Here is a 22,316-nt window from a genome sequence, read left to right as displayed (position 1 = left end):
GTTCCGCTCCCCGACGCGCTTAAATCTGCTGTGCTCCGCCGCGCGGGGATCGCTGGCGGCCGGCACCCGTGACCTGACGAGTAAACGATGGCTGATTTACCGATCAACGACCTAAACGTCGCCTCTAACGAGACCCTGATCACTCCCGATCAGCTCAAGCGTGATATCCCTCTGAGCGACGCTGCCCTGCGCACCGTCACCAAGGGCCGCGAAGTCATTCGCAACATTCTTGATGGCACCGACCACCGTCTGTTCGTAGTGATCGGCCCGTGCTCGATCCACGACATCAAGGCTGCCCACGAATACGCCGATCGCCTGAAGGTGCTGGCGGAAGAAGTCTCCGACACCCTGTATCTGGTCATGCGCGTGTATTTCGAGAAGCCGCGCACCACCGTCGGCTGGAAAGGTCTGATCAACGATCCGTACCTGGACGACTCGTTCAAGATTCAGGACGGCCTGCACATCGGTCGTCAATTGCTGCTGGATCTGGCCGAAAAAGGCCTGCCGACCGCCACCGAAGCCCTCGACCCGATCTCCCCGCAGTATCTGCAGGATCTGATCAGTTGGTCGGCCATCGGCGCGCGCACCACCGAATCGCAGACCCACCGTGAAATGGCTTCCGGCCTGTCCTCGGCGGTCGGCTTCAAGAACGGCACCGACGGCGGCCTGACGGTTGCGATCAACGCCTTGCAGTCGGTCTCCAGCCCGCACCGCTTCCTTGGTATCAACCAGGAAGGTGGCGTGTCGATCGTCACCACCAAAGGCAACGCCTACGGTCACGTGGTGCTGCGCGGTGGTAACGGCAAGCCGAACTACGATTCGGTCAGCGTTGCCCTGTGCGAACAGGCGCTGAACAAAGCCAAGATCAAGCCGAACGTGATGGTCGATTGCAGCCACGCCAACTCCAACAAGGATCCGGCCCTGCAACCGCTGGTGATGGAAAACGTCGCCAACCAGATTCTTGAAGGCAACCAGTCGATCATCGGCCTGATGGTCGAGAGTCACCTGAACTGGGGCTGCCAGGCGATTCCGAAAGACCTCGCCGATCTGCAATACGGCGTGTCGATCACCGATGCCTGCATCGACTGGTCTGCCACCGAGACCACCCTGCGCAGCATGCACGCCAAGCTCAAGGACGTGCTGCCGAAACGTCAGCGCAACTGATCGACGTTTCGCAGGCATAAAAAAACGCCGGGCAATGCCCGGCGTTTTTGTGTGTGCGATTCAGATCTTCGCGGCGCGGCGCTGGTGACGTTCCATATAGCGCTCGACGTAAGAGCACGACGGAATCACCGTGTAGCCCATTTCTTCAGCGTACTGCAGCGCGCTTTCCGTCAGCGCGGCGGCAATGCCTCGGCCACGCAGGGCATTGGGCACGAACGTGCGATAGATATCCAGGGTCTGTTTCCCCAGATCCATATAGGTCAGATAGGCACGATGACCGTCCACATTGGTCTCGAACTGATGACCAGCCTGGTCATGGTGGATGGACAACGCCTCGCTCATCACTACTCCTCGCGGGTCTTGAATTCTGACCCCTACCTTACCGATGTTTTTCCGGCGAAGGAACATCTACGCCACCCCGTGCCTGTTGGACACCGAGAAGAGCCACACCGATCTCGCGCAACCGAGCACCTGATAAATAGTAGGCACCATTGGCAAAAATGCTCAAGGTGCGCTCGTCATCAAGCCAGTTGACGGGGGTTGCTCCGATGGACGCAGGGGTGGCGTGGGAGGAGATCTTCCCGGGCCGCTCACCTGAACATTGCCGGATGTTGAGACTTAAGACGTGCAGCCTTTTTTAAAGTCACCTCAAGAAACATAAAGATAGGTGATGCACCACGCAAAATCGCAATGAAAGTATGGACGAATTGATATAGACAGACTTTAGCCAAGACCGCAAAAACAACCACCACAGCGGGAACTTTTTCACATTAACTCGCTCTGCACGGGGCTTGCAGCTGTTTATTTTTTAAACAGTGCAGTTAAAAGTTGCTCGAAAAAGAATCAACGCCTACAATTTTTTTTGCATCTTGCGCTACGTCAGTTTACTTACTACAAGTAATGGGTAGTATGTACGCCGGCTATTTCCTCAATCGGAGGAGACAGTCACTTAATTGAAAGTCCTTGAAGGGGAACACGATGAACAACGTTCTGAAATTCTCTGCTCTGGCTCTGGCCGCAGTTCTGGCTACCGGTTGCAGCAGCGCATCGAAAGAAACCGAAGCACGTCTGACCGCTACTGAAGACGCAGCTGCTCGCTCCCAGGCTCGTGCAGACGAAGCTTACCGTAAAGCTGATGAAGCTCTGGCTGCTGCTCAAAAAGCACAACAGACTGCTGACGAAGCTAACGAGCGTGCTCTGCGCATGCTGGACAAAGCTAGCCGCAAGTAATAGTCCTTCGGGATTGTTATCAAGCCGATCCGATGTCTGGATCGGCTTTTTTGTGCCTGATGCTTTTGTCCGGGCAATAAAAAACCCGCCGAAGCTTAAGGCATCGACGGGTTCTTGATCGCTAGCTTACTGCTGCATATCGATCGGTGTGCTCGAAACAATCGGCGTCGAAGTATTCGGTGTGCCGATTTCCGTTGGCAGACCATCTTCAGCCGCGACCACATCGCGCACTACATCCCAGTTCACGCGCAGATTACTGGTGACGTCTTCACGCTTGAGCATCGCATTGATGACCGCCGTGTGCTTGTCGACCACCGACGGGTTGCCCTTGTCGTCGATCGGCGTGTGCGCTTCCAGGTAAACCTTGCCGCCGCTGGTGCCGAACTTGTAGGCATCGTTGAGGATGCGCACCGACGTGCCGACCGGCACCATGCTAGCCATTTCCAGCACGTTGTTGTTGAACATACGGAAGCAGCCGTGGCTGGTGCGCATGCCAATGCCGAACTTCTTGTTCGAACCGTGGATCAGGTAACCCGGCGTGCCGAGGTTGAACTTGAACGGCCCCAACGGGTTGTCCGGGCCGGCCGGCACGACGTTCGGCAGCGGATCGCCATCAGCGGCGTGCTCAGCCTTGATCGACGCTGGCGGCGTCCAGGTCGGGTTCGGCGTCTTGGCGGTGATGGTGGTGTGCGCGATCGGCGAACCCCAACCCTCACGGCCAATCCCCAACGGGAACGTGTAAACCACGTTCTTGCCCTTCGGGAAGTAGTAGAGGCGGTACTCGGCGAGGTTGATCACGATGCCTTCGCGCGGGCCCGGCGGCAGGATGAAACGGGTCGGCAAGACGATTTCAGTGCCGGCGCCCGGCAACCAGGCATCGACGCCCGGGTTGGCCGCGACCATTTCCGAATAGCCCAGATCGTAGGTCGTGCCCAGATCGGCGAAGGTATCTTCGTACTTGGCTTTGATCACCTGCACCTGACCGATGATGTCTTCACCGGGTGGTGGCAGGGGAAACTCCAATGCAGCAACGGGACCGGCCACACACAGGGCGGCAAGTGACAGGCAGCGGGTGACGGCAGGCAAGCGCGGCAACATCCGGAAAATCCTTCGCATGATCAACAAGGGTATAAGAGCGCGATTGTACACCGCACCTAGAGTATTCGGGGAGACAGCCCGATAGGCTGGCGAAACTCTTCATGTAGGAGCTGCCGCAGGCTGCGATCTTTTGACCTTAAAGCTCGAAACGCAGCTCCGGCCAGATCGGCGACGTGCCACGCTTCTGCGACTCCAGAATCGCCCGGCACAGCGAGCACAGGCGCTGATCCTGAAACACCCGGCGATCCACGCTCGACCAGCGCGGTTGCGCCGGCAGCAGGCTGCCACACAGGGTTCGATCAGCCGAGCCACCGAGTTCGAGCTGACGCGTCACCAAATGCACCCGCACTTCCTGGCAGGCGAACAGATCCAGCTGCTCGTCAGGCTCGATCAGTTGGTAGGCAAACAGGGACCAGGCAGAACGCGACATCTGGGGCTCCGAATAAGGGGGCGCCACATTAGCCGAAAGCCTGCCCTTAGAAAAGCCTCATAACAGCGGTTTTAGCGTCGGCCAGACATTTTCCAGCAACTTGCCCTGAGCCCCGACCGCCGGGTGTAATCCATCGGCCTGCATCAAGTCCGGATGACCGCCGACGCCGTCGAGGAAAAACGGCACCAGCGGGATCTTTTTATCGTCGGCGAGTTTGCCGTAGACCTCGGCAAAAGCATCGGTGTACCGCTTGCCGTAGTTGGGTGGCAGCTGCATGCCGAGCAACAACACCTTGGCGCCGCTCTGGCGCGAGCTGTCGATCATCGAGGCAAGATTTTGTTGCAATTGAGTTGGCGGCATTCCGCGCAAGCCATCATTGCCGCCCAGTTCGAGGATCACCAGTTCCGGCTTATGCTCTGCAAGCAGCGCCGGCAGGCGCGCCTGGCCTCCGGCACTGGTGTCACCGCTGATCGAGGCATTGACGACTTTATCGTCGAAACCCTCCTGTTTGAGCCGTTGTTCGAGCAACGACACCCACCCCAAGCGGGTATCCAGCCCGAAACCGGCGCTGATACTATCGCCAACGATCAGGACAGTACCCGCCGCTGCGTTCTGGGCCATGCACATAACGGCCAGGCCAGCACTCAAAAACCACACACGCATCGGATTCTCCATGGGCTCAAGCATTCTCACCGCGAAGAACCTCAGCAAAGTGGTTCCCAGCGCGGAAGGTGAACTGACTATCCTGCACGAACTCAGCCTGGAACTGAACAAGGGCGACAGCCTGGCCATCGTTGGCGCGTCCGGTTCCGGCAAATCCACCCTCCTCGGCCTGCTCGCCGGCCTCGACCTGCCGAGCAGCGGCGAAGTCATCCTCGCCGGGCAAAGCCTGAGCAATCTCGATGAAGACCAGCGCGCACGCATTCGCGCCGAGCACGTCGGTTTCGTCTTTCAATCGTTTCAATTGCTCGACAGCCTCAATGCGCTGGAAAACGTCATGCTGCCGCTGGAGCTTGATGGCCGCAAAGACGCGCGTGAGCGTGCGACCGAATTGCTCCAGCGCGTCGGCCTCGGTCAGCGCCTGACTCACTCGCCGCGCCAGCTCTCCGGTGGCGAGCAGCAGCGTGTAGCGATTGCCCGAGCGTTTGCCGCCGAGCCTGATGTGCTGTTCGCCGACGAACCCACCGGCAACCTCGACAGCCACACCGGCGAGCGCATCAGCGACTTGCTCTTCGAATTGAACAAGGAACGCGGCACCACCCTGGTGCTGGTGACCCACGACGAACGCCTGGCCCATCGCTGCCGGCGCCTGATCCGTCTTGAAGCCGGGCTCTTGGTCGCCCCTCTGGAGCCTTGATGGCACGTTTGCCGCTGTTGCGTCTGTTCAGTCTCGCCATTCGCCAATTGCTGCGCGATGCCCGCGCCGGCGAATTGCGCGTGTTGTTCTTTGCATTGGTGGTGGCCGTGGCGGCCAGTACCGCCATCGGCTACTTCGGCGCACGTTTGAACGGCGCGATGATGTTGCGCGCCACCGAGTTTCTCGGCGCCGATCTGGTGCTTGAAGGCAGCTCACCGGCCCGCGAGGAGCAAATCAAAAGCGGCACCGAGTTGCGCCTGAATCATGCGCAAGTCGTGGAGTTCTCCAGCGTCATCGCCACCGACAACGGCATTCAGTTGTCGAGCATCAAAGCCGTCGATCGCGCCTATCCATTACGCGGTGAACTGAAAAGTGCACCGGCACCCTTCGCCCCTGAAGACATCGGCGGCGAACCGCAACCCGGCGAAGCCTGGGTCGAAGCACGCTTGCTGACCGCGCTGGATCTGAAGATCGGCGACAGCATCGACGTCGGCATGAAAACTCTGAAGCTGACACGCATCCTGACTTACGAACCGGATCGCGCCGGCAACTTTTATAGCCTGACCCCACGGGTACTGATCAACCTCGACGACCTCGCCGCCACCGGCGTGGTGCAACCGGGCAGCCGGGTGAGTTATCGCGAACTGTGGCGCGGTGAGCCGCAGGCGCTGGAAACCTATAGGCAACTGATCAAACCGGGCCTTGCGGCCAATCAGCGCATTCAGGATGCCCGCGACGGTAACCGGCAAATTGGTGGCGCGCTGGGCAAGGCCGAACGTTATCTGAACATGGCCAGCCTGGTCGCAGTGCTGTTGGCCGGCGTTGCAGTGGCATTGTCGGCGAACCGTTTTGCCAGTCGCCGTTTCGATGCCAGCGCGTTACTGCGCTGCCTCGGACTGTCGCGCCGGGAAACCATGCTGCTGTTCAGTATTCAACTGACCGTACTTGGCTTGCTCGCTGCCCTCAGCGGTGCGCTGCTCGGTTGGCTGGCGCAGTTGGGCTTGTTCGCGTTATTGCATGATTTGTTGCCGAGCGATGTACCTGCGGGCGGATTGTTTCCGGCGATTGCCGGGATCGGCACCGGGCTCGTAGCCTTGGCCGGTTTCGCCCTGCCGCCGCTCGCGGCACTGGGTCGCGTACCGCCGCTGCGAGTTCTGCGTCGCGACATGCTGCCGATTCCGTCGAGCACTTGGATGGTTTATGGCGTGGCACTCGGCGCGCTCGGTCTGATCATGTGGCGCTTGAGTCTGGATCTGCTGCTGACATTTGCCTTGCTCGGCGGCGGCGTGGTCGCCGCGCTGGTGCTTGGAGGTTTGCTGCTCTTACTGCTGAAAAGTCTGCGCCGCATGCTCGCCCGCGCTTCGTTGCCGTGGCGCTTGGGTCTGGGCCAGTTGCTGCGTCATCCCTTGGCCGCCGCCGGTCAATCGCTGGCCTTCGGTTTGATCCTGTTGTCGATGGCGTTGATCGCGCTACTGCGTGGCGAACTGCTCGACACTTGGCAAAACCAGTTGCCGAAAAATGCCCCTAACTACTTTGCCCTGAACATTCTGCCCGCCGATAAACAGGCGTTCAGCGATCACCTGATCAACGTGTCGGCCCAAGCTTCGCCGCTTTATCCGGTAGTGCCGGGCCGACTGATCAGCATCAACGGCGATCCGGTGCAGCAGATCGTCAGCAAGGATTCGGCGGGGGATCGTGCGATACAACGCGACCTGAGCCTGACTTGGGCTGCCGATTTGCCCACCGGTAACAAAATCACCGCAGGGTCATGGTGGAGCGGACAACCGTCGGACGACGTACCCGGTGTGTCGGTCGAAGGTAAAGTCGCAGAGAGCCTGAAACTGAAGCTTGGCGATCATCTGGTGTTCACTGTCGGCGGGGTCAATCGTGAAGCGAAGGTCACCAGCCTGCGCGAGATCAACTGGGATAACTTCCAGCCGAACTTCTTCATGATCTTCCAGCCGGGCACCTTGAAAGATCTGCCAGCGACCTACCTGACCAGCTTCTATCTGGCACCGGGTCATGATCAGCAGATTGTCGAGCTGTCGCGCGCCTTCCCGGCGGTGACCATCCTGCAGGTCGAAGCCCTGCTCGAGCAGCTGCGCAGCATCCTCGCCCAAGTCACCCTGGCCGTGGAATATGTATTGTTGTTTGTTTTGGCGGCGGGAATGGCGGTGTTGTTTTCCGGCCTGCAAGCGACGCTGGATGAACGTATTCGCCAAGGCGCGTTGTTGCGTGCGCTGGGCGCGGAACGGCAATTGCTGATCAAGGCGCGGCGCATCGAGTTCGGTTTGCTCGGCGCGGTCAGCGGTTTGCTCGCGGCCATCGGTTCGGAAGTGGTGAGTCTGGTGCTCTATCGCTACGCCTTCGACCTGCCATGGCATCCGCACCCATGGTTGTTGGTACTGCCATTGATAGGCGCGGCGCTGATCGGTGGCGCCGGTGTATTCGGTACGCGCCGGGCGCTCAACGCAAGTCCGCTGACAGTGTTGCGCGAGGGTTGATAGACTCCAGCGGACTTAACCACAAGAAGTTGCCATGAGTCGTTACCGCCCTCCCCGCCCCGCTGGCACCGCGCTGATCACCCCCGAAGGTGAAGCGCGGATGCGTGCCGAATTTCATGAGCTGTGGCATGTGCGTCGCCCGCAGGTGACGCAGTCGGTCAGCGAGGCTGCGGCGCAAGGTGATCGCTCTGAAAACGCCGAATACACCTACGGCAAGAAGATGCTGCGCGAGATCGACAGCCGCGTGCGCTTTCTGACCAAACGTCTGGAAGCACTCAAGGTGGTCAGCGAAAAACCCAGCGACCCGAACAAGGTTTACTTCGGTGCGTGGGTCACGATCGAGGACGAAGACGGCAAGCAATCGCGTTACCGCATCGTCGGCCCCGATGAACTGGATCTCAAACTCGGTTTGATCAGCATCGATTCGCCACTGGCCCGCGCCTTGATCGGCAAGGCGCTGGACGCTGAGGTGCGCGTGCAAACGCCGACCGGAGAACAGTTCGTTTACATCGTGGCGATCGAATATCTCTGAAAAGTCAGCGGCGGGTGATCAGGCCTTGCCGCGCAACGCGGGTCAGTTGCTTGATCATTTCCGGCGCGTCTTCCGCGCTTGGCGCCTGAATCACTGCCAGATCAAAACTGTCACTGGTAAACCGCGCCAGCGACTCGCCGTCTTCAACAAACTGGATCAGGAATGCGGCAGGGCCGCCGCTGCGGCGTGGCCAACCATCGAGATAACGCAACAGCGTCGGCTGATGTTTGCCGCCAAGCAGGATTTTCGGGTTGCGTTGAGTGATATGCGCGGTGATCGGCGCGGGACGTGCAGGAGGGCGTAGTGCATTCATTGGTCGTGTCTCTGCCTCAAAAGTCTGCATGGCAGGTGAGAGGCAACACCGAACCAGCGCTTTAGCGGTATTTCGAAGCCCTGTTCCGGCTTCTGACGGCAACTGTTTAAGTCACCTGGCGCCCCGCAAGTAGCTGTTTAAATCGGCGCATAAACACATGCTAGATAACGTGACCGTACAGTGTCAAGAATCAGCAGCTATAAGCGCTGTCACCACTGCAAGGTGATACGGCTCTCGAATTCACGCGCCTCCCCAGTGACTGGATCAATGAAGCGCAGGCCCTGCGCCAACAGTTTCAGCGGATTGGCGTAATCATCCTCGACGTCCTTCAACACGTCCGGGTAAAACGGGTCGTTGCAAATGCTCGCGCCCAATGCGGTCATGTGCACACGCAGTTGATGTTTTTTGCCGGTGACCGGGTACAGGCCATAGCGCCACAGATCGCCATTCTTCTCGCGAACTTCGACCGCCGTTTCCGTGTTGCTGACGCCCGGCCCTTCCTGCATGCGGAAAAACGGTTCGCCATCGACCAGACGACTCTTGTGTACCAAGGGGAAGTTCAGTTCAGGCAGTGCAGGCGCGATCGCCTCGTAGCGCTTGTCGATCTGCCGGGTCGGGAACAGTGACTGATACGCCGAACGGGTTTGCGGATTGGCCGAAAAGATCACCAGCCCGGCGGTGTGCCGGTCGATGCGGTGCAACGGCACCAGATGGGGATTGTCCAGACGCCGAATCAAGCGTCGCAGCAACGTCTGTTCGACGTACTCGCCAGCCGGGGTCACTGGCAGGAAATGCGGTTTGTCCGCCACCACCAGATGCTCGTCGGCATAAAGAATCGACTCGACCACCGGGATCGGTTTCTCGTCCGGCACTTCACGGAAGTAGTGAATGCGCAGACCTTCCTTGTACGGCAGATCCACCGAGATCGGTTGACCATTACCGTCCAGCACTCGGCCACGGGCGATACGATCCAGCCACTGTTCGCGGCCAATGGCCCGGAAGTGCTCGCACAAACAATCAAGCACCGTCGACCAGGAACCCGGTGGCAGATACAGGGTGCTGGCCTGATTGTGTGCAGCGGAAAATGGAGATGTGGACATACGAAAATTCTAACCCTCAGTGCAGGCCGGCATTATCCAACACTGAGGGAAACGAACCTAGCGCAGAATCCTCACGCCGGAATCGACTTGAGCGCCGCCGCCTCAGTGAACTCCTTGAGCCAGCGCAACACCTCGACCGCCTCCCAGCGACCCGGGTCATACAAGGCGTAGAGCAAGCCCTGATAACCGACTACGTCGAGTTGCTTGTGATAACCGGCACGCTGAAACAGCGCCTCGATCTCGGCAAAGCACGTATTGAAATGGACTTTATTGAAGGGCGTCTTGCCTTCCGTGACCAAGCCGTCGAGGCGCAATTCGGCGACGGCCTCGCGCACCACGTCAACCGACATCCGGTTCACGCTGTTCTTCAACTGTTCGACATTGACCACGGTGCATCCCTCTGACGTCCGGCTCACCTGCTCACACCCTGCAAAAAACACAGAATGCAGCAGGCCAACCCAATTACTGTATGAACATACAGTAACCGAATATTTGGCAAACTGCCAAGGAATGGATGCGCGGTCGCGACCGGCGGGGAGGATGCAGAAAACCGACTATTGGAGGAACGCCACAACCTGATCAGCGTTGAACGGCCAGCCCAATTCCGCGCCGGTGTCGACGCGGCGCAGCACTGGAATGCGCAGACTGTAAGCCTCGAACCACGACTCGTCGTCAGCAATGTCGACCAGTTCAACCAGCAAACCGTGCTCGACAAAAGGCATCAGCTCGGCTTCGGCCAATTCGCACAGATGGCATCCAAGGGTGCCGAACAGCTGACATTCAGGAGGCATGATGGGCTCGACCACAAAAAGAGTGCGCCTATTCTAGGCCGCAGCGAAAAACCCGTCGACCCACCGCCGCCCAAAGGCTTGAGTCTCTCCTACGTCGCTTGCGCGCAAAACCCTGATGCAAATCAGTCCGCAGAAATCGCAATTACGTGATCCTCCCGCTCTTTTTGCCTCTACGCTTGAACAGCCAGAGCCTGACATCGGAGTGTCTAGTGTTTGCCAACCTGTTGATCATCCTCGCCTCGTCCCTCGTGGTGATTGCCCTGTTCCGCCGTCTGCGATTGCCGCCGGTGCTGGGTTACCTATTCGTGGGTTTGCTGGTCGGGCCGAGTGCGTTCGACTGGGTCAACGAGAGTGAGCATCTGCCGGACGTGGCTGAATTGGGCGTGGTGTTCCTGCTGTTTTCGCTCGGGCTGGAATTTTCTCTGTCGAAGATGATTGCGTTGCGCCAAGTGGTATTCCGGCTGGGCAGTCAGCAGGTGCTGATCAGCACCGCGCTACTGGGGCTGATCCTGATTTTGCTGGGCATGCCGGTGACGCCCGCTTTGTTGCTCGGCGCCGGGCTGTCGTTGTCGTCCACGGCGATTGTTACCAAGGAACTCGGCAGTCTCGGCGAAGTGTTCAGCAGCCACGGCCAGAACGCGATCGGCGTGTTGCTGTTTCAGGACGTGGTGGCGGTTTTGCTGCTGACGCTGGTGCCGGTGTTCGCCGGCAGCAGCGCACAGGCCTGGTACTGGGCCCTGCCCCTGACGCTGGCGAAAACCGTGGTGCTGTTTGTCGGTCTGCTGCTCGCCAGTCGCTGGTTGCTGCCACGGCTGTTTCATGAAGTGGCGGCTTCGCGCTCCGCGGAATTGTTCGTGCTGTTGGCGCTGGTGATCGTACTGCTGACGGCGTGGCTGACGCACTTGCTCGGCTTGTCCCCTGCCCTCGGCGCGTTTCTTGCCGGCATGTTGCTCGGCGAGAGTCATTACCGGCATCAGATCGAAGCCGATATCCGGCCATTCCGCGACATCTTGCTCGGGGTGTTTTTCGTCAGCATCGGCATGCTGATCGACCTGCAACTGTTTGTCAGCGATGGCTTGCTGATTCTCGGGCTCACGGTCGGTTTGATGGTGATCAAGGGGATCGTCGTCGCGCTGCTGGTGAAGTGGCGCGGTAGCGATAGCGAAACCGCGTGGCGCAGCGGTCTCGCCTTGGCGCAGGGTGGCGAGTTCTGCTTCGCGCTGATGGCGCAGATGCAGCAAAGCAGTCTGCTGCCGGAAAGACTCGGCGCCTTGCTGCTGGCGGCGACGTTCTGCTCGATGGTGCTGACGCCGCTGCTGTTACGCGCCGCACCACGCATCGCCGCCGCCCTGCACCGCAAGCCCAATCAGGAAGCGCAGATCGAAGAAATCAGCGCGCTCAACGCTGACCTCGACAAGCACGTGGTGATCTGTGGCTACGGTCGTGTCGGCCAATCCATCGGCCGGTTCATGCGCAACGCCGGACAACCGTTCATTGCTTTGGACAATGACCCGGTGCGTGTTCAGGAAGCGGCCTCTGGCGAGAGCGATGTGCATTATGGCGATTCCGCGCGCGGTGATCTGCTCACCGCTGTCGGCCTGTTGCGCGCCCGCTTACTGGTGATCGCCGTCGATCAAAGCGATGTCGCCCTGGGCATTCTCAAAGAAGCGCGCCGACTCAACACGCACATACCGATTCTGGTGCGCACCCGCGACGACAGCCAATGGAGTGAACTGAAAGCCGCCGGCGCCACCGAGGTGGTGCCGGAGCTGTTGGAGTCGAGCCTGATGCTCGCCTCACACGCGTTGATCATGCTCGGTCTGCCCGCACATCAGGTGCAGGAACAAGTCGATCAAGTGCGCATCGACCGCTATCGTCTGTTGCACGGTTTTTATCCCGGTGCCGACGATGAAGAGGCCTAGTCCTGACTCACCGCGCCAATCTTGTGCAGCGACAGATCGGCGCCGTAATACTCTTGTTCCTGACTCAGGCGCAGCCCATGCAAGGCCTTGATCGCGCCGTACACGACAAAGCCACCGATCAGTGCCACCGCAACGCCGAGCGCGCTGCCGAGCAACTGGCTGATCAGGCTGACGCCGCCGAGTCCACCGAGCGCGGTCTGGCCGAAGATGCCACAGGCAATCCCGCCCCATACGCCACACAAACCATGCAACGGCCACACACCCAACACGTCGTCGATACGCCATTTCACCTGCGCGGCGGTAAAGCACCAGACAAACAGCGCACCGGCAATCGCGCCGGTGACCAATGCGCCCACCGGGTGCATCAAGTCGGAACCGGCGCAGATCGCCACCAAACCGGCCAAGGGGCCGTTGTGCAGGAAGCCCGGGTCATTGCGCCCGACGATCAACGCCGCCATGGTGCCGCCGACCATCGCCATCAACGAGTTGACTGCCACCAGCCCACTGACGCCTTGCAGCGTCTGCGCGCTCATCACGTTGAAGCCGAACCAGCCGACAATCAGAATCCACGAACCCAGCGCCAGAAACGGAATGCTCGACGGTGCAAACGCCACCAAGCGTCCATCGCGATAACGTCCATTGCGCGAGCCGAGCAACAACACCGCCGCCAGCGCCAGCCAGCCGCCCATCGCATGCACCACCACGGAACCGGCGAAGTCATGGAACGGCGCGCCGAACTGCGCCGTCAGCCACGCTTGCAGACCGTAGTTGCCGTTCCAGATCATCCCTTCGAAAAACGGGTAGATGAACGCTACGATCAGCGCCGTCGCACACAACTGTGGAACGAAGCGCGCGCGCTCGGCGATGCCGCCGGAAATGATGGCAGGGATCGCCGCCGCGAAGGTCAGCAGAAAGAAAAACTTCACCAATCCGTAGCCGTGATCAGCGCTGAGCACCGCCGCCGGTTGCATGAAGGTCACGCCGTAAGAGAGCCAATAGCCTATAAAGAAATAGGCCAGGGTCGAGACGGCGAAATCGCTGAGGATTTTCGCCAAGGCGTTGACCTGGTTTTTCTGGCGAACCGTACCGACTTCCAGAAAGGCGAAACCGGCGTGCATCGCCAGCACCATCACTGCACCGATCAAAATGAACAAGGTGTTGGAGCTGTGCACCAGGGTGTCCACAGCGCTTTGCAGATTTTCCATAAGCAGGCAGACCCTAAAGGCGAAAAAGGCACCAAAGCGGTTCATGCGGGCATTTCATGCACCAAGTTGCGACCACGCAGTCACTGAAGGGAGTTGTCCAGTGAACTGCTTTGGCGCACGAGGTCGATGTCCTGACACGTACCGGGATTATTTGAGTTAAGGTTTTCCAGCGCGTACGCCCGGCAACAGCGCACAGCGACCGGGCCACGCACCACGAGATAGCAAAAGTTGTACCAGTCATTTGTACTGAACCTTCGCGCAAGGCTCATACTCGAACGCATCAGAAAGCCAACTACGGAGATCCACCCATGGCCAGCATCAAGGCAAAGACTGCTCAAGAAATCCTGATGAACGACTTCCAGACACTGGTCGCCGACACCGAACGGTTGCTCGAGCACACCGCCACCCTGGCCGGCGATCAGGCAGATGAACTGCGTGAGCAGATCCACGACAGCCTGTTGCGCGCCCGCGAGACCCTGAAGCTGACCGAAGACACCCTGCGCGAACGCGGTCAGGCTGCGGTTTCCGCTACCGAAGACTACGTGTCGGCCAACCCTTGGCAATCGGTGGGGATCGCCGCTGGCGTCGGCTTCCTTATTGGCCTGCTGGCCACTCGGCGCTGATCATGTCGATCGGTGAATCCGGCCCGACAGCGGGCACCGCCTCCTCCACGCGGCGTCTGGGCGCCGCCGTTCTTGGTCTGCTGCACAGCCATGTCGAATTATTCGGCATTGAATTACAGGAGCAGAAATCACGCACCGTCAGCCTGTTGTTGTTCGCAGGCTTGGCGCTGGTCTTTGCCCTGTTGTTGCTGGTGGGTTTATCGACGCTGGTGATGATCATCTTCTGGGACACCTATCGTCTCGCCGCAATCATTGGCCTGTGCGTCTTTTACACCTTGGCCTCGATCTTCTGCGGGCTACGCCTGAAAGCCGCGATCTTCGATGAGTCCTCGCCTTTCCACGGCACGCTCGAAGAGCTGGCCAACGACCGGGAGCGCCTATTGCCATGAGCCTGCCTCAACTTCCGCACAATGGTTCGCGACGGGAAATGCGCAAGGCACTGATCCGTCTGCGCATGGAAATGCACCGTCAGGAAATCCGCCACGAAACCGCACAAGTGCTGCAACCCCTGCAGCGCATGCGCGGCATTACGCAAAACCTGCAAGGCGGCTTCGGCATCAAACACGCGCCGTTATGGGGTGTGGCGGCGGTAACGCTGCTGGGTTTCATCACCGGCAAAGGCGCGAAAAGCGGCGGCGTCGGTGGTCTGACCCGTCTGATCCGTCTCGGCACCAGCCTTGGGCCATTGATCAGACTGGTCATGCAAAGCTCTGGCAAACGCTGAACTGACGCATCTGGCTACATTCTTGCAACACCGGCGGGATGAACCTCTTATCCAGAGGTTCAATCCTGCACGCCTACCCGGTCGGCAGGGTTCAACCAGAACAAGAACGACTAAGGAGGCCCCGTGATCGACGGGCAACCGCTCGCCTGCTTTCAGCCTTTTATTGATACTGCCACCGGACGCATTGCCGGCGTTGAAGCATTGGGCCGCCTGCGTCAGGCTGATGGACAACTGAATTCGGTCGGGCCGCTTTTCGCCGACCCGCGCGTGCCGGCCATTGCCCTGCGCCGCCTCGACCGGCAGATCCGTGACAACGCCTTGAGCCGTCTGCATGAAGCGCCGGCAGACTGGTTTCTCAGTCTGAACATGTCGCCGCGCTGGATCAGTCGTCTGCGCCCCGACCAAGCCTTGCCCAGCCTCAAACAACTGGCCCGGCATGGCGTCGATCCGCAGCGCATCGTTTTCGAAATCACCGAATTGGGCGGCAATAGCCAACGCCTGGCCGAAGTGGTCGCGCGCTATCGTCAGGCCGGAGCGCGAATCGCCATTGATGACTTTGGCGCGGGCTATTCGCAGCTTGATCGAGTGCTGGCCTTGCAGCCAGACATCCTCAAACTCGACATGCGCCTGTTCCAGGCGGCCGCGTTGGGCGGGCCCAGCAGTGACGTGGTCAAAGCGCTGGCACAGATGGCAGAAAAGACCGGCTGCTGGATCATCGCCGAAGGTGTCGAGACCGAAGCGCAGCTGAATTTTGCCCTGGAGTGTGGCTCGCGTTACGTGCAGGGTTTTCTGTTCGCACGTGCCCAGCAAGACTTCTTCCCCGCCGACGCATTTGTGCAACGCTTCGCTGAACTTCGCCAACGCTACGTCCGGCAGAAACTCAACGAACGCGGGCGATTGATGCAGATGCGCCAGCAACTCAGCGAACTGATGACGATCCTGCAAACCTGGGCTCAGGCCCGCGCGCCCTTGACTGCATTGCCGCAACTGGATGCCTTTCCGTGGCTGCTGCGGTTTTACCAATGCGACCGCCACGGCACACAACTGACGCCCAATCTGGAATGGCGGCAGAACGGCTGGTTCGCCGACAACCGCTATCTGGGGCACAACTGGTCGTGGCGCCCGTACTTCTACCATCTGCTCGCCGAAGGCTGGGAAGAACGCCGTCTGACCCTGTCGAACACCTACCGCGATGCCACCAGCAACCAGTACTGCCTCACCGCCGGACAGTTTTTCGACAACGGTGAACGGCTGCTGCTGATCGACATAGATGCGGCGGGACTGTAGTTCCGCTTGCAGGCACGGGGCTGAACCGGGAAGCTAGGGCATCAGTTATCCAGACGGAGAGAATCAGCCTTGGATTGGCAGACCCTGCTCAACCGCGAACGCCTCGGAAAGCCGCTGCACAGCCCGCAAGAACTCGGCCGCAGCCCTTTTCACAAAGACCATGACCGCATTATTTTCTCCGGCGCGTTTCGTCGCCTGGGACGCAAGACGCAAGTGCACCCGGTCACCAGCAACGATCACATTCACACGCGCCTGACCCACTCGCTGGAAGTCAGTTGTGTCGGCCGCTCGCTGGGCATGCGCGTCGGCGAAACCCTGCGCAGTGCTCTGCCGGAATGGTGCGACCCCGCTGACCTCGGTATGGTCGTGCAATCGGCGTGTCTGGCTCATGACATCGGTAATCCGCCGTTCGGCCATTCCGGCGAAGATGCGATTCGCCACTGGTTCCAACAGGCCGCCGGACGTGGCTGGCTCGATGGCATGAGCGAGGCCGAGCGCGGAGACTTCCTCAATTTCGAAGGCAACGCCCAGGGTTTCCGCGTGCTCACGCAACTGGAATACCACCAGTTCGACGGTGGCACGCGACTGACGTATGCCACCCTCGGCACCTACCTGAAATACCCGTGGACTGCGCGTCACGCCGATTCCCTCGGTTACAAAAAGCACAAGTTCGGCTGCTACCAGAGCGAATTGCCGCTGCTCGAGCAGATCGCTCACAAACTCGGTCTGCCGCAAATCGAAGACCAGCGCTGGGCGCGTCATCCATTGGTGTACCTGATGGAAGCCGCCGACGACATCTGCTACGCGCTGATCGACCTCGAAGACGGCCTCGAGATGGAGCTGCTGGAGTACGCCGAGGTCGAGTCGCTGCTGCTCGGTCTGGTCGGTGACGACCTGCCGGAAACCTATCGCCAGCTCGGCCCGCAGGATTCACGTCGGCGCAAACTGGCAATCCTGCGCGGCAAAGCCATCGAACACCTGACAAACGCGGCGGCGCGAGCCTTCGTCGAACAGCAAGACGCCCTCCTCGCCGGCACCTTGCACGGCGATCTGGTGGAACACATGCACGGTCCGGCCAAGCGTTGCGTACTAAATGCCAAGGACATTGCGCGCAAAAAGATCTTTCAGGACAAGCGCAAAACCCTGCATGAAATCGGCGCGTACACCACGCTGGAAATCCTCCTCAACTCGTTCTGTGGCGCGGCGCTGGAACAACACAATGGCCGCACGCCGTCGTTCAAAAGCCGACGCATCCTCGACTTGTTGGGCAATAACGCGCCGGATCCACAGGCGTCGTTACACAGCTCTTTTCTGCGCATGATCGATTTCATCGCCGGCATGACCGACAGCTACGCCAGCGACATGGCACTGGAAATGACCGGGCGCTCCAGTCATTGATCCGTTTGCACCCGACCGGCGCCGGTCGGGTGTAATCATTATCGAAGGTCTCTGCTAGCTATGATGCACCCTCTTTTGCGGCGTAATTCAAACAAATATTAAACACACTATAAATCCCCAGTTGCGACCCGCACTTGCAAAACACTCTGCGCAAACCCGCGACAGTTGAAACAGCCCTTCCTTACGTCAAACCTAATCACCCGTAGTCCCATTCCCAAGTAATTGTAGGAATTATCCTATAACGCACCTAGAGCCATGTCCGCTCATACGAGCGTTCATACATCTGAGCTAAGGTGCGCGCTTTATTCGTGCTTGTATGGGATTTGATTATGAACTCCGTTTTTATTGTCGACGATCACCCGGTCATCCGTCTTGCCGTTCGCATGCTGCTGGAACATGAAGGCTATAAGGTCGTCGGCGAAACCGATAATGGGGTCGATGCCATGCAAATGGTGCGCGAGTGCATGCCTGACCTGATCATCCTTGACATCAGCATCCCCAAGCTCGACGGGCTCGAAGTGCTGGCCCGCTTCAACGCCATGGGTTCCTGCCTGAAAACCCTGGTGCTCACCGCCCAGTGCCCGACCTTGTTCGGCATTCGCTGCATGCAGTCCGGGGCTTCGGGTTACGTGTGCAAGCAGGAAGACTTGAGTGAACTGGTCAGTGCAATCAAGGCAGTACTTTCCGGTTACAACTATTTCCCGAGTCAGGCATTGAATCCTGTACGTAGCGATGACATTCGTTATGCTGAACTTGAATTATTCAAATCGGTCAACGACCGCGAACTCATGGTGTTACAACTATTTGCCCAGGGTCGTACTAACAAGGAAATCGCCAAAGGCATGTTTCTCAGCAACAAAACCGTGAGCACTTACAAAAAACGCTTAATGCAAAAACTCAAAGCCAAATCCCTTGTTGAACTAATCGAAATGGCCAAACGTAACGCACTCGTGTGAGAGCCCGCATGCCCAGTCGTTTAAAGGACTATTTAATAGCGTTGAGTGTAAGCCTGTTGCTGAGCTCAAACGTGTTCGCCATGGTTGGCGAATCACCGGTGTATGCCTTATTCAGTCGCACGACCGGCGAATCGCTATCGGTCACCTTCGAGGCGTCGCAACGACAGTGGTTGCACACCCGCAGCGAACTGGTGCTGGGCACTTCGGCACCGGATTACCCGCCGTTCGACATGACCGTCAGTGGCCGCGACTACGAAGGTCTGACTGCCGATTACGCCGGTTTCCTCAGCGAAGCCACCGGACTGCCGATCCGCATTCAACGATTCCCCTCGCGGGATGCCGCTATTCGCGCGTTGCTGGATGGCCAGGTCGATCTGCTCGGAACGGCGAACGGCTACGAAGCCGGCAACGCCAATCTGGCTCTGTCCGAGCCCTATGCGGTCGACCAACCGGTGCTGGTGACACGCGAAGGCGAAACCCGCTCCCTGAGCGAAGGCTTGGCCGGCCTGCGTTTGAGCATGGTTTATCACTATCTGCCGCTGGCCGAGGTCAAGGCGCTGTACCCCAAAGCGCTGATCACCTGCTATCCGTCGTACCAGAACGCAATTAACGCGGTGGCATTCGACCAGGCCGATGTCTTTCTCGGCGACACCCTGTCCACGCACTACATGATCAACAAGGGTTACCTCAACAACGTGCGCATGGCCAACTTCGGCAAACAGGAAGCCCAAGGGTTCAGCTTCGCCGTGCGCCGTAACAATCCGCAGCTGCTGGACGTCATCAACACGGTACTCAAAGCGGTGCCGCGCAGTGTGCGCGAGAACATCGCCAAACGCTGGAGCGCCGGCAGCGACATGTTGCTGACCGATCAGAAACTGCAACTGACCCGCCGCGAAGAGGCCTGGCTCAAGCAGCATCCCGTGGTCAGCGTGCTGGTCAACGAGGCTTACGCGCCGCTGACGTTCTTCGACGGCGATGGCAATTTTCGCGGCATCAGCGCCGACCTGCTGGAGCTGATCCGTCTGCGTACCGGCCTGCGTTTCGACATCCGCCGCAGCCGCAATGATGCCGAAATGGTCAAACAGATCGACAACCACCAGGCCGACCTCATCGCCGCGCTTCTGCCGACCGCCGAGCGCGAAGAGACCCTGACTTTCAGTCGCCCTTATCTGGAAAACTCTTACGTCCTGCTGACCCGCAAGAGTGCTGGCAGCCCGACCAATCTGGGCCAGCTCAAAGACAAACCGATCGCGATTGCGCAAGGCAATCCAATGGTCGAGTACCTGCGCCGCGAATTTCCACGCATCGAGTTGATCGAGACACCGGACACCTTCAGCGCGGTTTCGCTGCTGGCCGAAGGTCATGTTGAAGGCGCGGTGAATTCTCTGGTGATCGCCAACTACTTCATCTCTTCGAGGATTTTCGAGCGGGCGCTGCAGATCACCACCACCATCGGCACCGGTCAGGCTGCCTTTTCTCTGGCCACGGCGCGCGACAATACCGAGCTGAGTTCGATCATCAACAAAGCCCTGCTGAGCATCGCACCCGAAGAACTGGGTGTGATCAATGGTCGCTGGCGCGGCTACACCTCGGCCTCGCAGAACACCTGGCGCAATTATCAACGCCTGTTCTATCAAGTCATCGGGGCTGCCGGCGTGGTTCTGCTGTTGTTGCTGGCGTGGAACGCTTATATGCGCCGCCAGATCAACCAACGCAAAGCAGCGGAACGGGCGCTCAACGACCAGTTCGAATTCATGCGTTCACTGGTCAATGGCACGCCGCATCCAATCTATGTGCGTGACCGGCAAGGACTGTTGCAAAGCTGCAATGACAGCTACCTCGAAGCCTTCAACGCCAAGCGCGAAGACGTGATCGGCAAAAGCGTCATGCAGGGCACGCTAAGCAACGCCTTCGAAGCCCAGGCATTTCAGGCGGATTATCAGCGAGTCATCGCCCAAGGCAAGCCGCTGGTGCTCGACCGTCCCTTGCACATCGGCAATCGGCGGCTGACGATCTATCACTGGATCCTGCCCTATCGTGACTCCAGCGCAGACGTGCAAGGCATCATCGGCGGCTGGATCGACATCAGCGAACGCCGCCAGCTATTCGAGGAACTGCGCACGGCCAAAGAGCAGGCCGACGATGCGAATCGTGCGAAAAGTACCTTTCTGGCGACGATGAGCCACGAGATCCGCACGCCAATGAATGCAGTAATCGGCATGCTCGAACTGACGCTCAAACGCATGGATCAGCAGCACCCCGATCGCTCATCGATCGACACCGCCTACCATTCGGCCAAGGATCTGCTGGGTCTGATCGGCGATATTCTGGATATCGCGCGAATCGAATCCGGACGCCTGAGCCTGAGCCCGGAACGGGTCAACCTGGTCGAAACGGTGGCGTCTGTTACGCGCATCTTCGATGGTCTGGCGCGGCAAAAAAACCTGTCACTGCACATGACGTTCAACCCGCCGCAACTGGCGGTCGACGTGCAACTGGATCCGCTGCGCTTCAAGCAAGTGCTGTCCAACCTGATCAGCAACGCGATCAAGTTTACCGAGCACGGCCAAATCAGGATCACTCTCGATCTGATGAAAACCGACGATCCGGCGCGTTCATTGATGCAACTGACCGTTCAAGACAGTGGCGTGGGCATCAGCGCCGAAGATCAGCAGCGTCTGTTCGAGCCTTTTCCCAAGCGGAGAACAGCGCTCAGCAAGCCCGCAGTGGCGCGGGTCTGGGTCTGGTGATCAGCCGCAGCCTGTGCGAAATGATGGGCGGAAAACTGCAGTTGAGCAGCCACCCCGGGATCGGCACTCAGGTGTGTATTTCCCTGCCATTGGAAACATTTCCCGCCGAAGTGATCACCCGCAAAGCCGAGCCGCCGATCAAGGCATCACTCGCCCCACTCAACGTATTGGTGGTGGATGATCACCCCGCCAATCGTCTGCTGATGTGTCAGCAACTGGAGTTTCTGGGGCACCAGTGCAGCCTCGCCGAAAACGGCAGCAGCGGACTGGACATGTGGAAAGCAGGTCAATTCGATCTGGTGATCGCCGACTGCAACATGCCGTTGATGAACGGCTATGACCTGACCCGCGCGATACGCCTGCATGAGCAGCAGAACCACAGCCCGCCGTGCACGGTGCTGGGTTTCACCGCCAATGCTCAACCCGAGGAAATCCTGCGCTGTAAGCAGGCCGGGATGGACGACTGCCTGTTCAAACCCTTGAGCCTGAGCCAACTGAGCCACTGGGTGGACGGCATCACCCCGGCCCCCCAATCGCCGGCATTCAACCTGCAAAGCCTGAACTTGCTGACCGGCGGCAACCCTGCACAGGGCCGACGATTGTTGGCCGAGTTGCTCAAAAGCAGCCGCCTCGACCGTGAAGAATTACTCGCGCTGTCGCCGCAGAACGACTGCCAGGCATTGGCGCTGGTCGCCCACAAGATCAAAGGCGCGGCACGCATTGCACAGGCTTCGCGAGTGATCGAATGCTGCGACGCACTGGAACAAGCCTGCAACCAGTCAATGTCGGCAGACGAGATTGCGCGGCGCTGTGCGGCGAGCAATCAGGTGATGCTCGAACTGGAGCAGGCGTTGCAGCAACAATTGGCATTGGCCGACCAAGGCAAAATGACTGTGCCTTAACTATGCTTGGGCGCTGAGCAGTGAGTTAAA

Annotated in this window: 21 protein-coding genes and 1 pseudogene; 13 read left to right on the top strand and 9 right to left on the bottom strand. The window is 59.2% G+C overall.

Annotated features, from left to right (window positions below; translation table 11 throughout):
* Nucleotides 1–87: 87 nt before the first annotated feature.
* The gene (locus ACZZ0D_RS05285; protein ID WP_053122298.1) at nt 88–1,164 is read left to right on the top strand and encodes a 3-deoxy-7-phosphoheptulonate synthase; all 1,077 of its coding nucleotides are present in this window, start codon (nt 88–90) and stop codon (nt 1,162–1,164) included.
* A gap of 60 nt (nt 1,165–1,224) precedes the next feature.
* On the opposite strand, the gene ACZZ0D_RS05280 is transcribed toward ACZZ0D_RS05285, so the two are convergent.
* Nucleotides 1,225–1,506, bottom strand: a complete 282-nt coding sequence (locus ACZZ0D_RS05280; protein WP_003226804.1) for a GNAT family N-acetyltransferase — start codon at nt 1,504–1,506, stop codon at nt 1,225–1,227.
* 636 nt (nt 1,507–2,142) lie between these two features.
* Between ACZZ0D_RS05280 and oprI the strand changes: the two genes are divergently transcribed.
* A complete protein-coding gene (gene oprI, locus ACZZ0D_RS05275) occupies nt 2,143–2,394 on the top strand; it encodes an outer membrane lipoprotei OprI (RefSeq protein WP_003199355.1) in 252 nt (83 codons plus the stop codon).
* Nucleotides 2,395–2,520: 126 nt separating this feature from the next.
* Here oprI and ACZZ0D_RS05270 read toward each other — a convergent pair whose 3' ends face one another.
* The 3 genes from ACZZ0D_RS05270 to ACZZ0D_RS05260 form a co-directional block, all read right to left on the bottom strand.
* Nucleotides 2,521–3,492, bottom strand: a complete 972-nt coding sequence (locus ACZZ0D_RS05270) for a L,D-transpeptidase family protein (protein ID WP_463552607.1) — start codon at nt 3,490–3,492, stop codon at nt 2,521–2,523.
* A 136-nt stretch (nt 3,493–3,628) separates the two neighbouring features.
* Complete coding sequence (locus ACZZ0D_RS05265; RefSeq protein WP_007908575.1) at nt 3,629–3,922, bottom strand: hypothetical protein; 294 nt, start codon at nt 3,920–3,922, stop codon at nt 3,629–3,631.
* Between the two features lie 57 nt (nt 3,923–3,979).
* Nucleotides 3,980–4,585 (bottom strand): arylesterase, encoded by a 606-nt coding sequence (locus tag ACZZ0D_RS05260; RefSeq protein WP_053122303.1) that lies wholly within the window; start codon nt 4,583–4,585, stop codon nt 3,980–3,982.
* Between the two features lie 10 nt (nt 4,586–4,595).
* Here ACZZ0D_RS05260 and ACZZ0D_RS05255 point away from each other — a divergent pair, with 10 nt between their 5' ends.
* The 3 genes from ACZZ0D_RS05255 to greB are packed head-to-tail and all read left to right on the top strand — an operon-like array spanning nt 4,596 to nt 8,315.
* Nucleotides 4,596–5,279, top strand: coding sequence for an ABC transporter ATP-binding protein (locus tag ACZZ0D_RS05255; protein ID WP_159811583.1), 684 nt, complete (start codon nt 4,596–4,598; stop codon nt 5,277–5,279).
* A complete protein-coding gene (locus ACZZ0D_RS05250) occupies nt 5,279–7,783 on the top strand; it encodes an ABC transporter permease (protein ID WP_463552606.1) in 2,505 nt (834 codons plus the stop codon). Before ACZZ0D_RS05255 ends, ACZZ0D_RS05250 begins: the two co-directional genes overlap by 1 nt.
* A gap of 34 nt (nt 7,784–7,817) precedes the next feature.
* Nucleotides 7,818–8,315, top strand: coding sequence for a transcription elongation factor GreB (gene greB / locus ACZZ0D_RS05245; RefSeq protein ID WP_053122307.1), 498 nt, complete (start codon nt 7,818–7,820; stop codon nt 8,313–8,315).
* Nucleotides 8,316–8,319: 4 nt separating this feature from the next.
* Here greB and ACZZ0D_RS05240 read toward each other — a convergent pair whose 3' ends face one another.
* From ACZZ0D_RS05240 to ACZZ0D_RS05225, 4 genes are all read right to left on the bottom strand, one after another.
* Nucleotides 8,320–8,628: a class I SAM-dependent methyltransferase gene (locus tag ACZZ0D_RS05240; protein WP_212549039.1), complete on the bottom strand. Its 309-nt coding sequence runs from the start codon at nt 8,626–8,628 to the stop codon at nt 8,320–8,322.
* Between the two features lie 209 nt (nt 8,629–8,837).
* Entirely contained in the window at nt 8,838–9,728 is an 891-nt protein-coding gene (locus ACZZ0D_RS05235) for a pseudouridine synthase (RefSeq protein ID WP_463552605.1), read from the bottom strand.
* A gap of 71 nt (nt 9,729–9,799) precedes the next feature.
* Nucleotides 9,800–10,117 carry a transcriptional regulator gene (locus tag ACZZ0D_RS05230; protein ID WP_053122309.1) on the bottom strand — a complete coding sequence of 106 codons (318 nt, stop codon included), beginning with the start codon at nt 10,115–10,117 and terminating at the stop codon, nt 9,800–9,802.
* 165 nt (nt 10,118–10,282) lie between these two features.
* Nucleotides 10,283–10,519: a glutaredoxin family protein gene (locus tag ACZZ0D_RS05225; RefSeq protein WP_053122310.1), complete on the bottom strand. Its 237-nt coding sequence runs from the start codon at nt 10,517–10,519 to the stop codon at nt 10,283–10,285.
* Between the two features lie 209 nt (nt 10,520–10,728).
* Between ACZZ0D_RS05225 and ACZZ0D_RS05220 the strand changes: the two genes are divergently transcribed.
* Entirely contained in the window at nt 10,729–12,441 is a 1,713-nt protein-coding gene (locus tag ACZZ0D_RS05220; protein WP_282352569.1) for a cation:proton antiporter, read from the top strand.
* Here ACZZ0D_RS05220 and ACZZ0D_RS05215 read toward each other — a convergent pair.
* Entirely contained in the window at nt 12,438–13,646 is a 1,209-nt protein-coding gene (locus ACZZ0D_RS05215; protein ID WP_463552604.1) for an ammonium transporter, read from the bottom strand. The genes ACZZ0D_RS05220 and ACZZ0D_RS05215 overlap by 4 nt on opposite strands.
* A gap of 308 nt (nt 13,647–13,954) precedes the next feature.
* Here ACZZ0D_RS05215 and ACZZ0D_RS05210 point away from each other — a divergent pair, with 308 nt between their 5' ends.
* The 7 genes and pseudogenes from ACZZ0D_RS05210 to ACZZ0D_RS05180 all read left to right on the top strand — a co-directional run bounded on the left by ACZZ0D_RS05210 (nt 13,955) and on the right by ACZZ0D_RS05180 (nt 22,286).
* Complete coding sequence (locus ACZZ0D_RS05210; RefSeq protein ID WP_053122315.1) at nt 13,955–14,269, top strand: ElaB/YgaM/YqjD family protein; 315 nt, start codon at nt 13,955–13,957, stop codon at nt 14,267–14,269.
* 2 nt (nt 14,270–14,271) lie between these two features.
* Entirely contained in the window at nt 14,272–14,658 is a 387-nt protein-coding gene (locus ACZZ0D_RS05205) for a phage holin family protein (RefSeq protein WP_008079909.1), read from the top strand.
* Nucleotides 14,655–14,993 carry a hypothetical protein gene (locus ACZZ0D_RS05200; protein ID WP_463552603.1) on the top strand — a complete coding sequence of 113 codons (339 nt, stop codon included), beginning with the start codon at nt 14,655–14,657 and terminating at the stop codon, nt 14,991–14,993. Before ACZZ0D_RS05205 ends, ACZZ0D_RS05200 begins: the two co-directional genes overlap by 4 nt.
* Before the next feature lie 123 nt (nt 14,994–15,116).
* Nucleotides 15,117–16,280: an EAL domain-containing protein gene (locus ACZZ0D_RS05195; RefSeq protein ID WP_212543712.1), complete on the top strand. Its 1,164-nt coding sequence runs from the start codon at nt 15,117–15,119 to the stop codon at nt 16,278–16,280.
* A 69-nt stretch (nt 16,281–16,349) separates the two neighbouring features.
* A complete protein-coding gene (locus tag ACZZ0D_RS05190) occupies nt 16,350–17,678 on the top strand; it encodes a deoxyguanosinetriphosphate triphosphohydrolase (protein ID WP_053122321.1) in 1,329 nt (442 codons plus the stop codon).
* A gap of 329 nt (nt 17,679–18,007) precedes the next feature.
* Nucleotides 18,008–18,634 carry a response regulator transcription factor gene (locus ACZZ0D_RS05185; protein WP_053122385.1) on the top strand — a complete coding sequence of 209 codons (627 nt, stop codon included), beginning with the start codon at nt 18,008–18,010 and terminating at the stop codon, nt 18,632–18,634.
* Nucleotides 18,635–18,642: 8 nt separating this feature from the next.
* Nucleotides 18,643–22,286, top strand: a pseudogene (locus ACZZ0D_RS05180) (transporter substrate-binding domain-containing protein).
* The last annotated feature ends 30 nt before the right edge of the window (nt 22,287–22,316 follow it).

Source organism: Pseudomonas sp. AC193, from assembly GCF_979258075.1.
Note: the sequence above shows the minus strand (reverse complement) of the source record. Positions and strands in the feature narration are given on the sequence as shown.

Coding starts and splice junctions, on each gene's coding strand:
- ACZZ0D_RS05285 (WP_053122298.1), top strand. CDS start 88: ATGGCTGATTTACCGATCAACGACCTAAACGTCGCCTCTAACGAGACC.
- ACZZ0D_RS05280 (WP_003226804.1), bottom strand. CDS start 1,506: ATGAGCGAGGCGTTGTCCATCCACCATGACCAGGCTGGTCATCAGTTC.
- oprI (WP_003199355.1), top strand. CDS start 2,143: ATGAACAACGTTCTGAAATTCTCTGCTCTGGCTCTGGCCGCAGTTCTG.
- ACZZ0D_RS05270 (WP_463552607.1), bottom strand. CDS start 3,492: ATGTTGCCGCGCTTGCCTGCCGTCACCCGCTGCCTGTCACTTGCCGCC.
- ACZZ0D_RS05265 (WP_007908575.1), bottom strand. CDS start 3,922: ATGTCGCGTTCTGCCTGGTCCCTGTTTGCCTACCAACTGATCGAGCCT.
- ACZZ0D_RS05260 (WP_053122303.1), bottom strand. CDS start 4,585: ATGCGTGTGTGGTTTTTGAGTGCTGGCCTGGCCGTTATGTGCATGGCC.
- ACZZ0D_RS05255 (WP_159811583.1), top strand. CDS start 4,596: ATGGGCTCAAGCATTCTCACCGCGAAGAACCTCAGCAAAGTGGTTCCC.
- ACZZ0D_RS05250 (WP_463552606.1), top strand. CDS start 5,279: ATGGCACGTTTGCCGCTGTTGCGTCTGTTCAGTCTCGCCATTCGCCAA.
- greB (WP_053122307.1), top strand. CDS start 7,818: ATGAGTCGTTACCGCCCTCCCCGCCCCGCTGGCACCGCGCTGATCACC.
- ACZZ0D_RS05240 (WP_212549039.1), bottom strand. CDS start 8,628: ATGAATGCACTACGCCCTCCTGCACGTCCCGCGCCGATCACCGCGCAT.
- ACZZ0D_RS05235 (WP_463552605.1), bottom strand. CDS start 9,728: ATGTCCACATCTCCATTTTCCGCTGCACACAATCAGGCCAGCACCCTG.
- ACZZ0D_RS05225 (WP_053122310.1), bottom strand. CDS start 10,519: ATGCCTCCTGAATGTCAGCTGTTCGGCACCCTTGGATGCCATCTGTGC.
- ACZZ0D_RS05215 (WP_463552604.1), bottom strand. CDS start 13,646: ATGGAAAATCTGCAAAGCGCTGTGGACACCCTGGTGCACAGCTCCAAC.
- ACZZ0D_RS05210 (WP_053122315.1), top strand. CDS start 13,955: ATGGCCAGCATCAAGGCAAAGACTGCTCAAGAAATCCTGATGAACGAC.
- ACZZ0D_RS05205 (WP_008079909.1), top strand. CDS start 14,272: ATGTCGATCGGTGAATCCGGCCCGACAGCGGGCACCGCCTCCTCCACG.
- ACZZ0D_RS05200 (WP_463552603.1), top strand. CDS start 14,655: ATGAGCCTGCCTCAACTTCCGCACAATGGTTCGCGACGGGAAATGCGC.
- ACZZ0D_RS05185 (WP_053122385.1), top strand. CDS start 18,008: ATGAACTCCGTTTTTATTGTCGACGATCACCCGGTCATCCGTCTTGCC.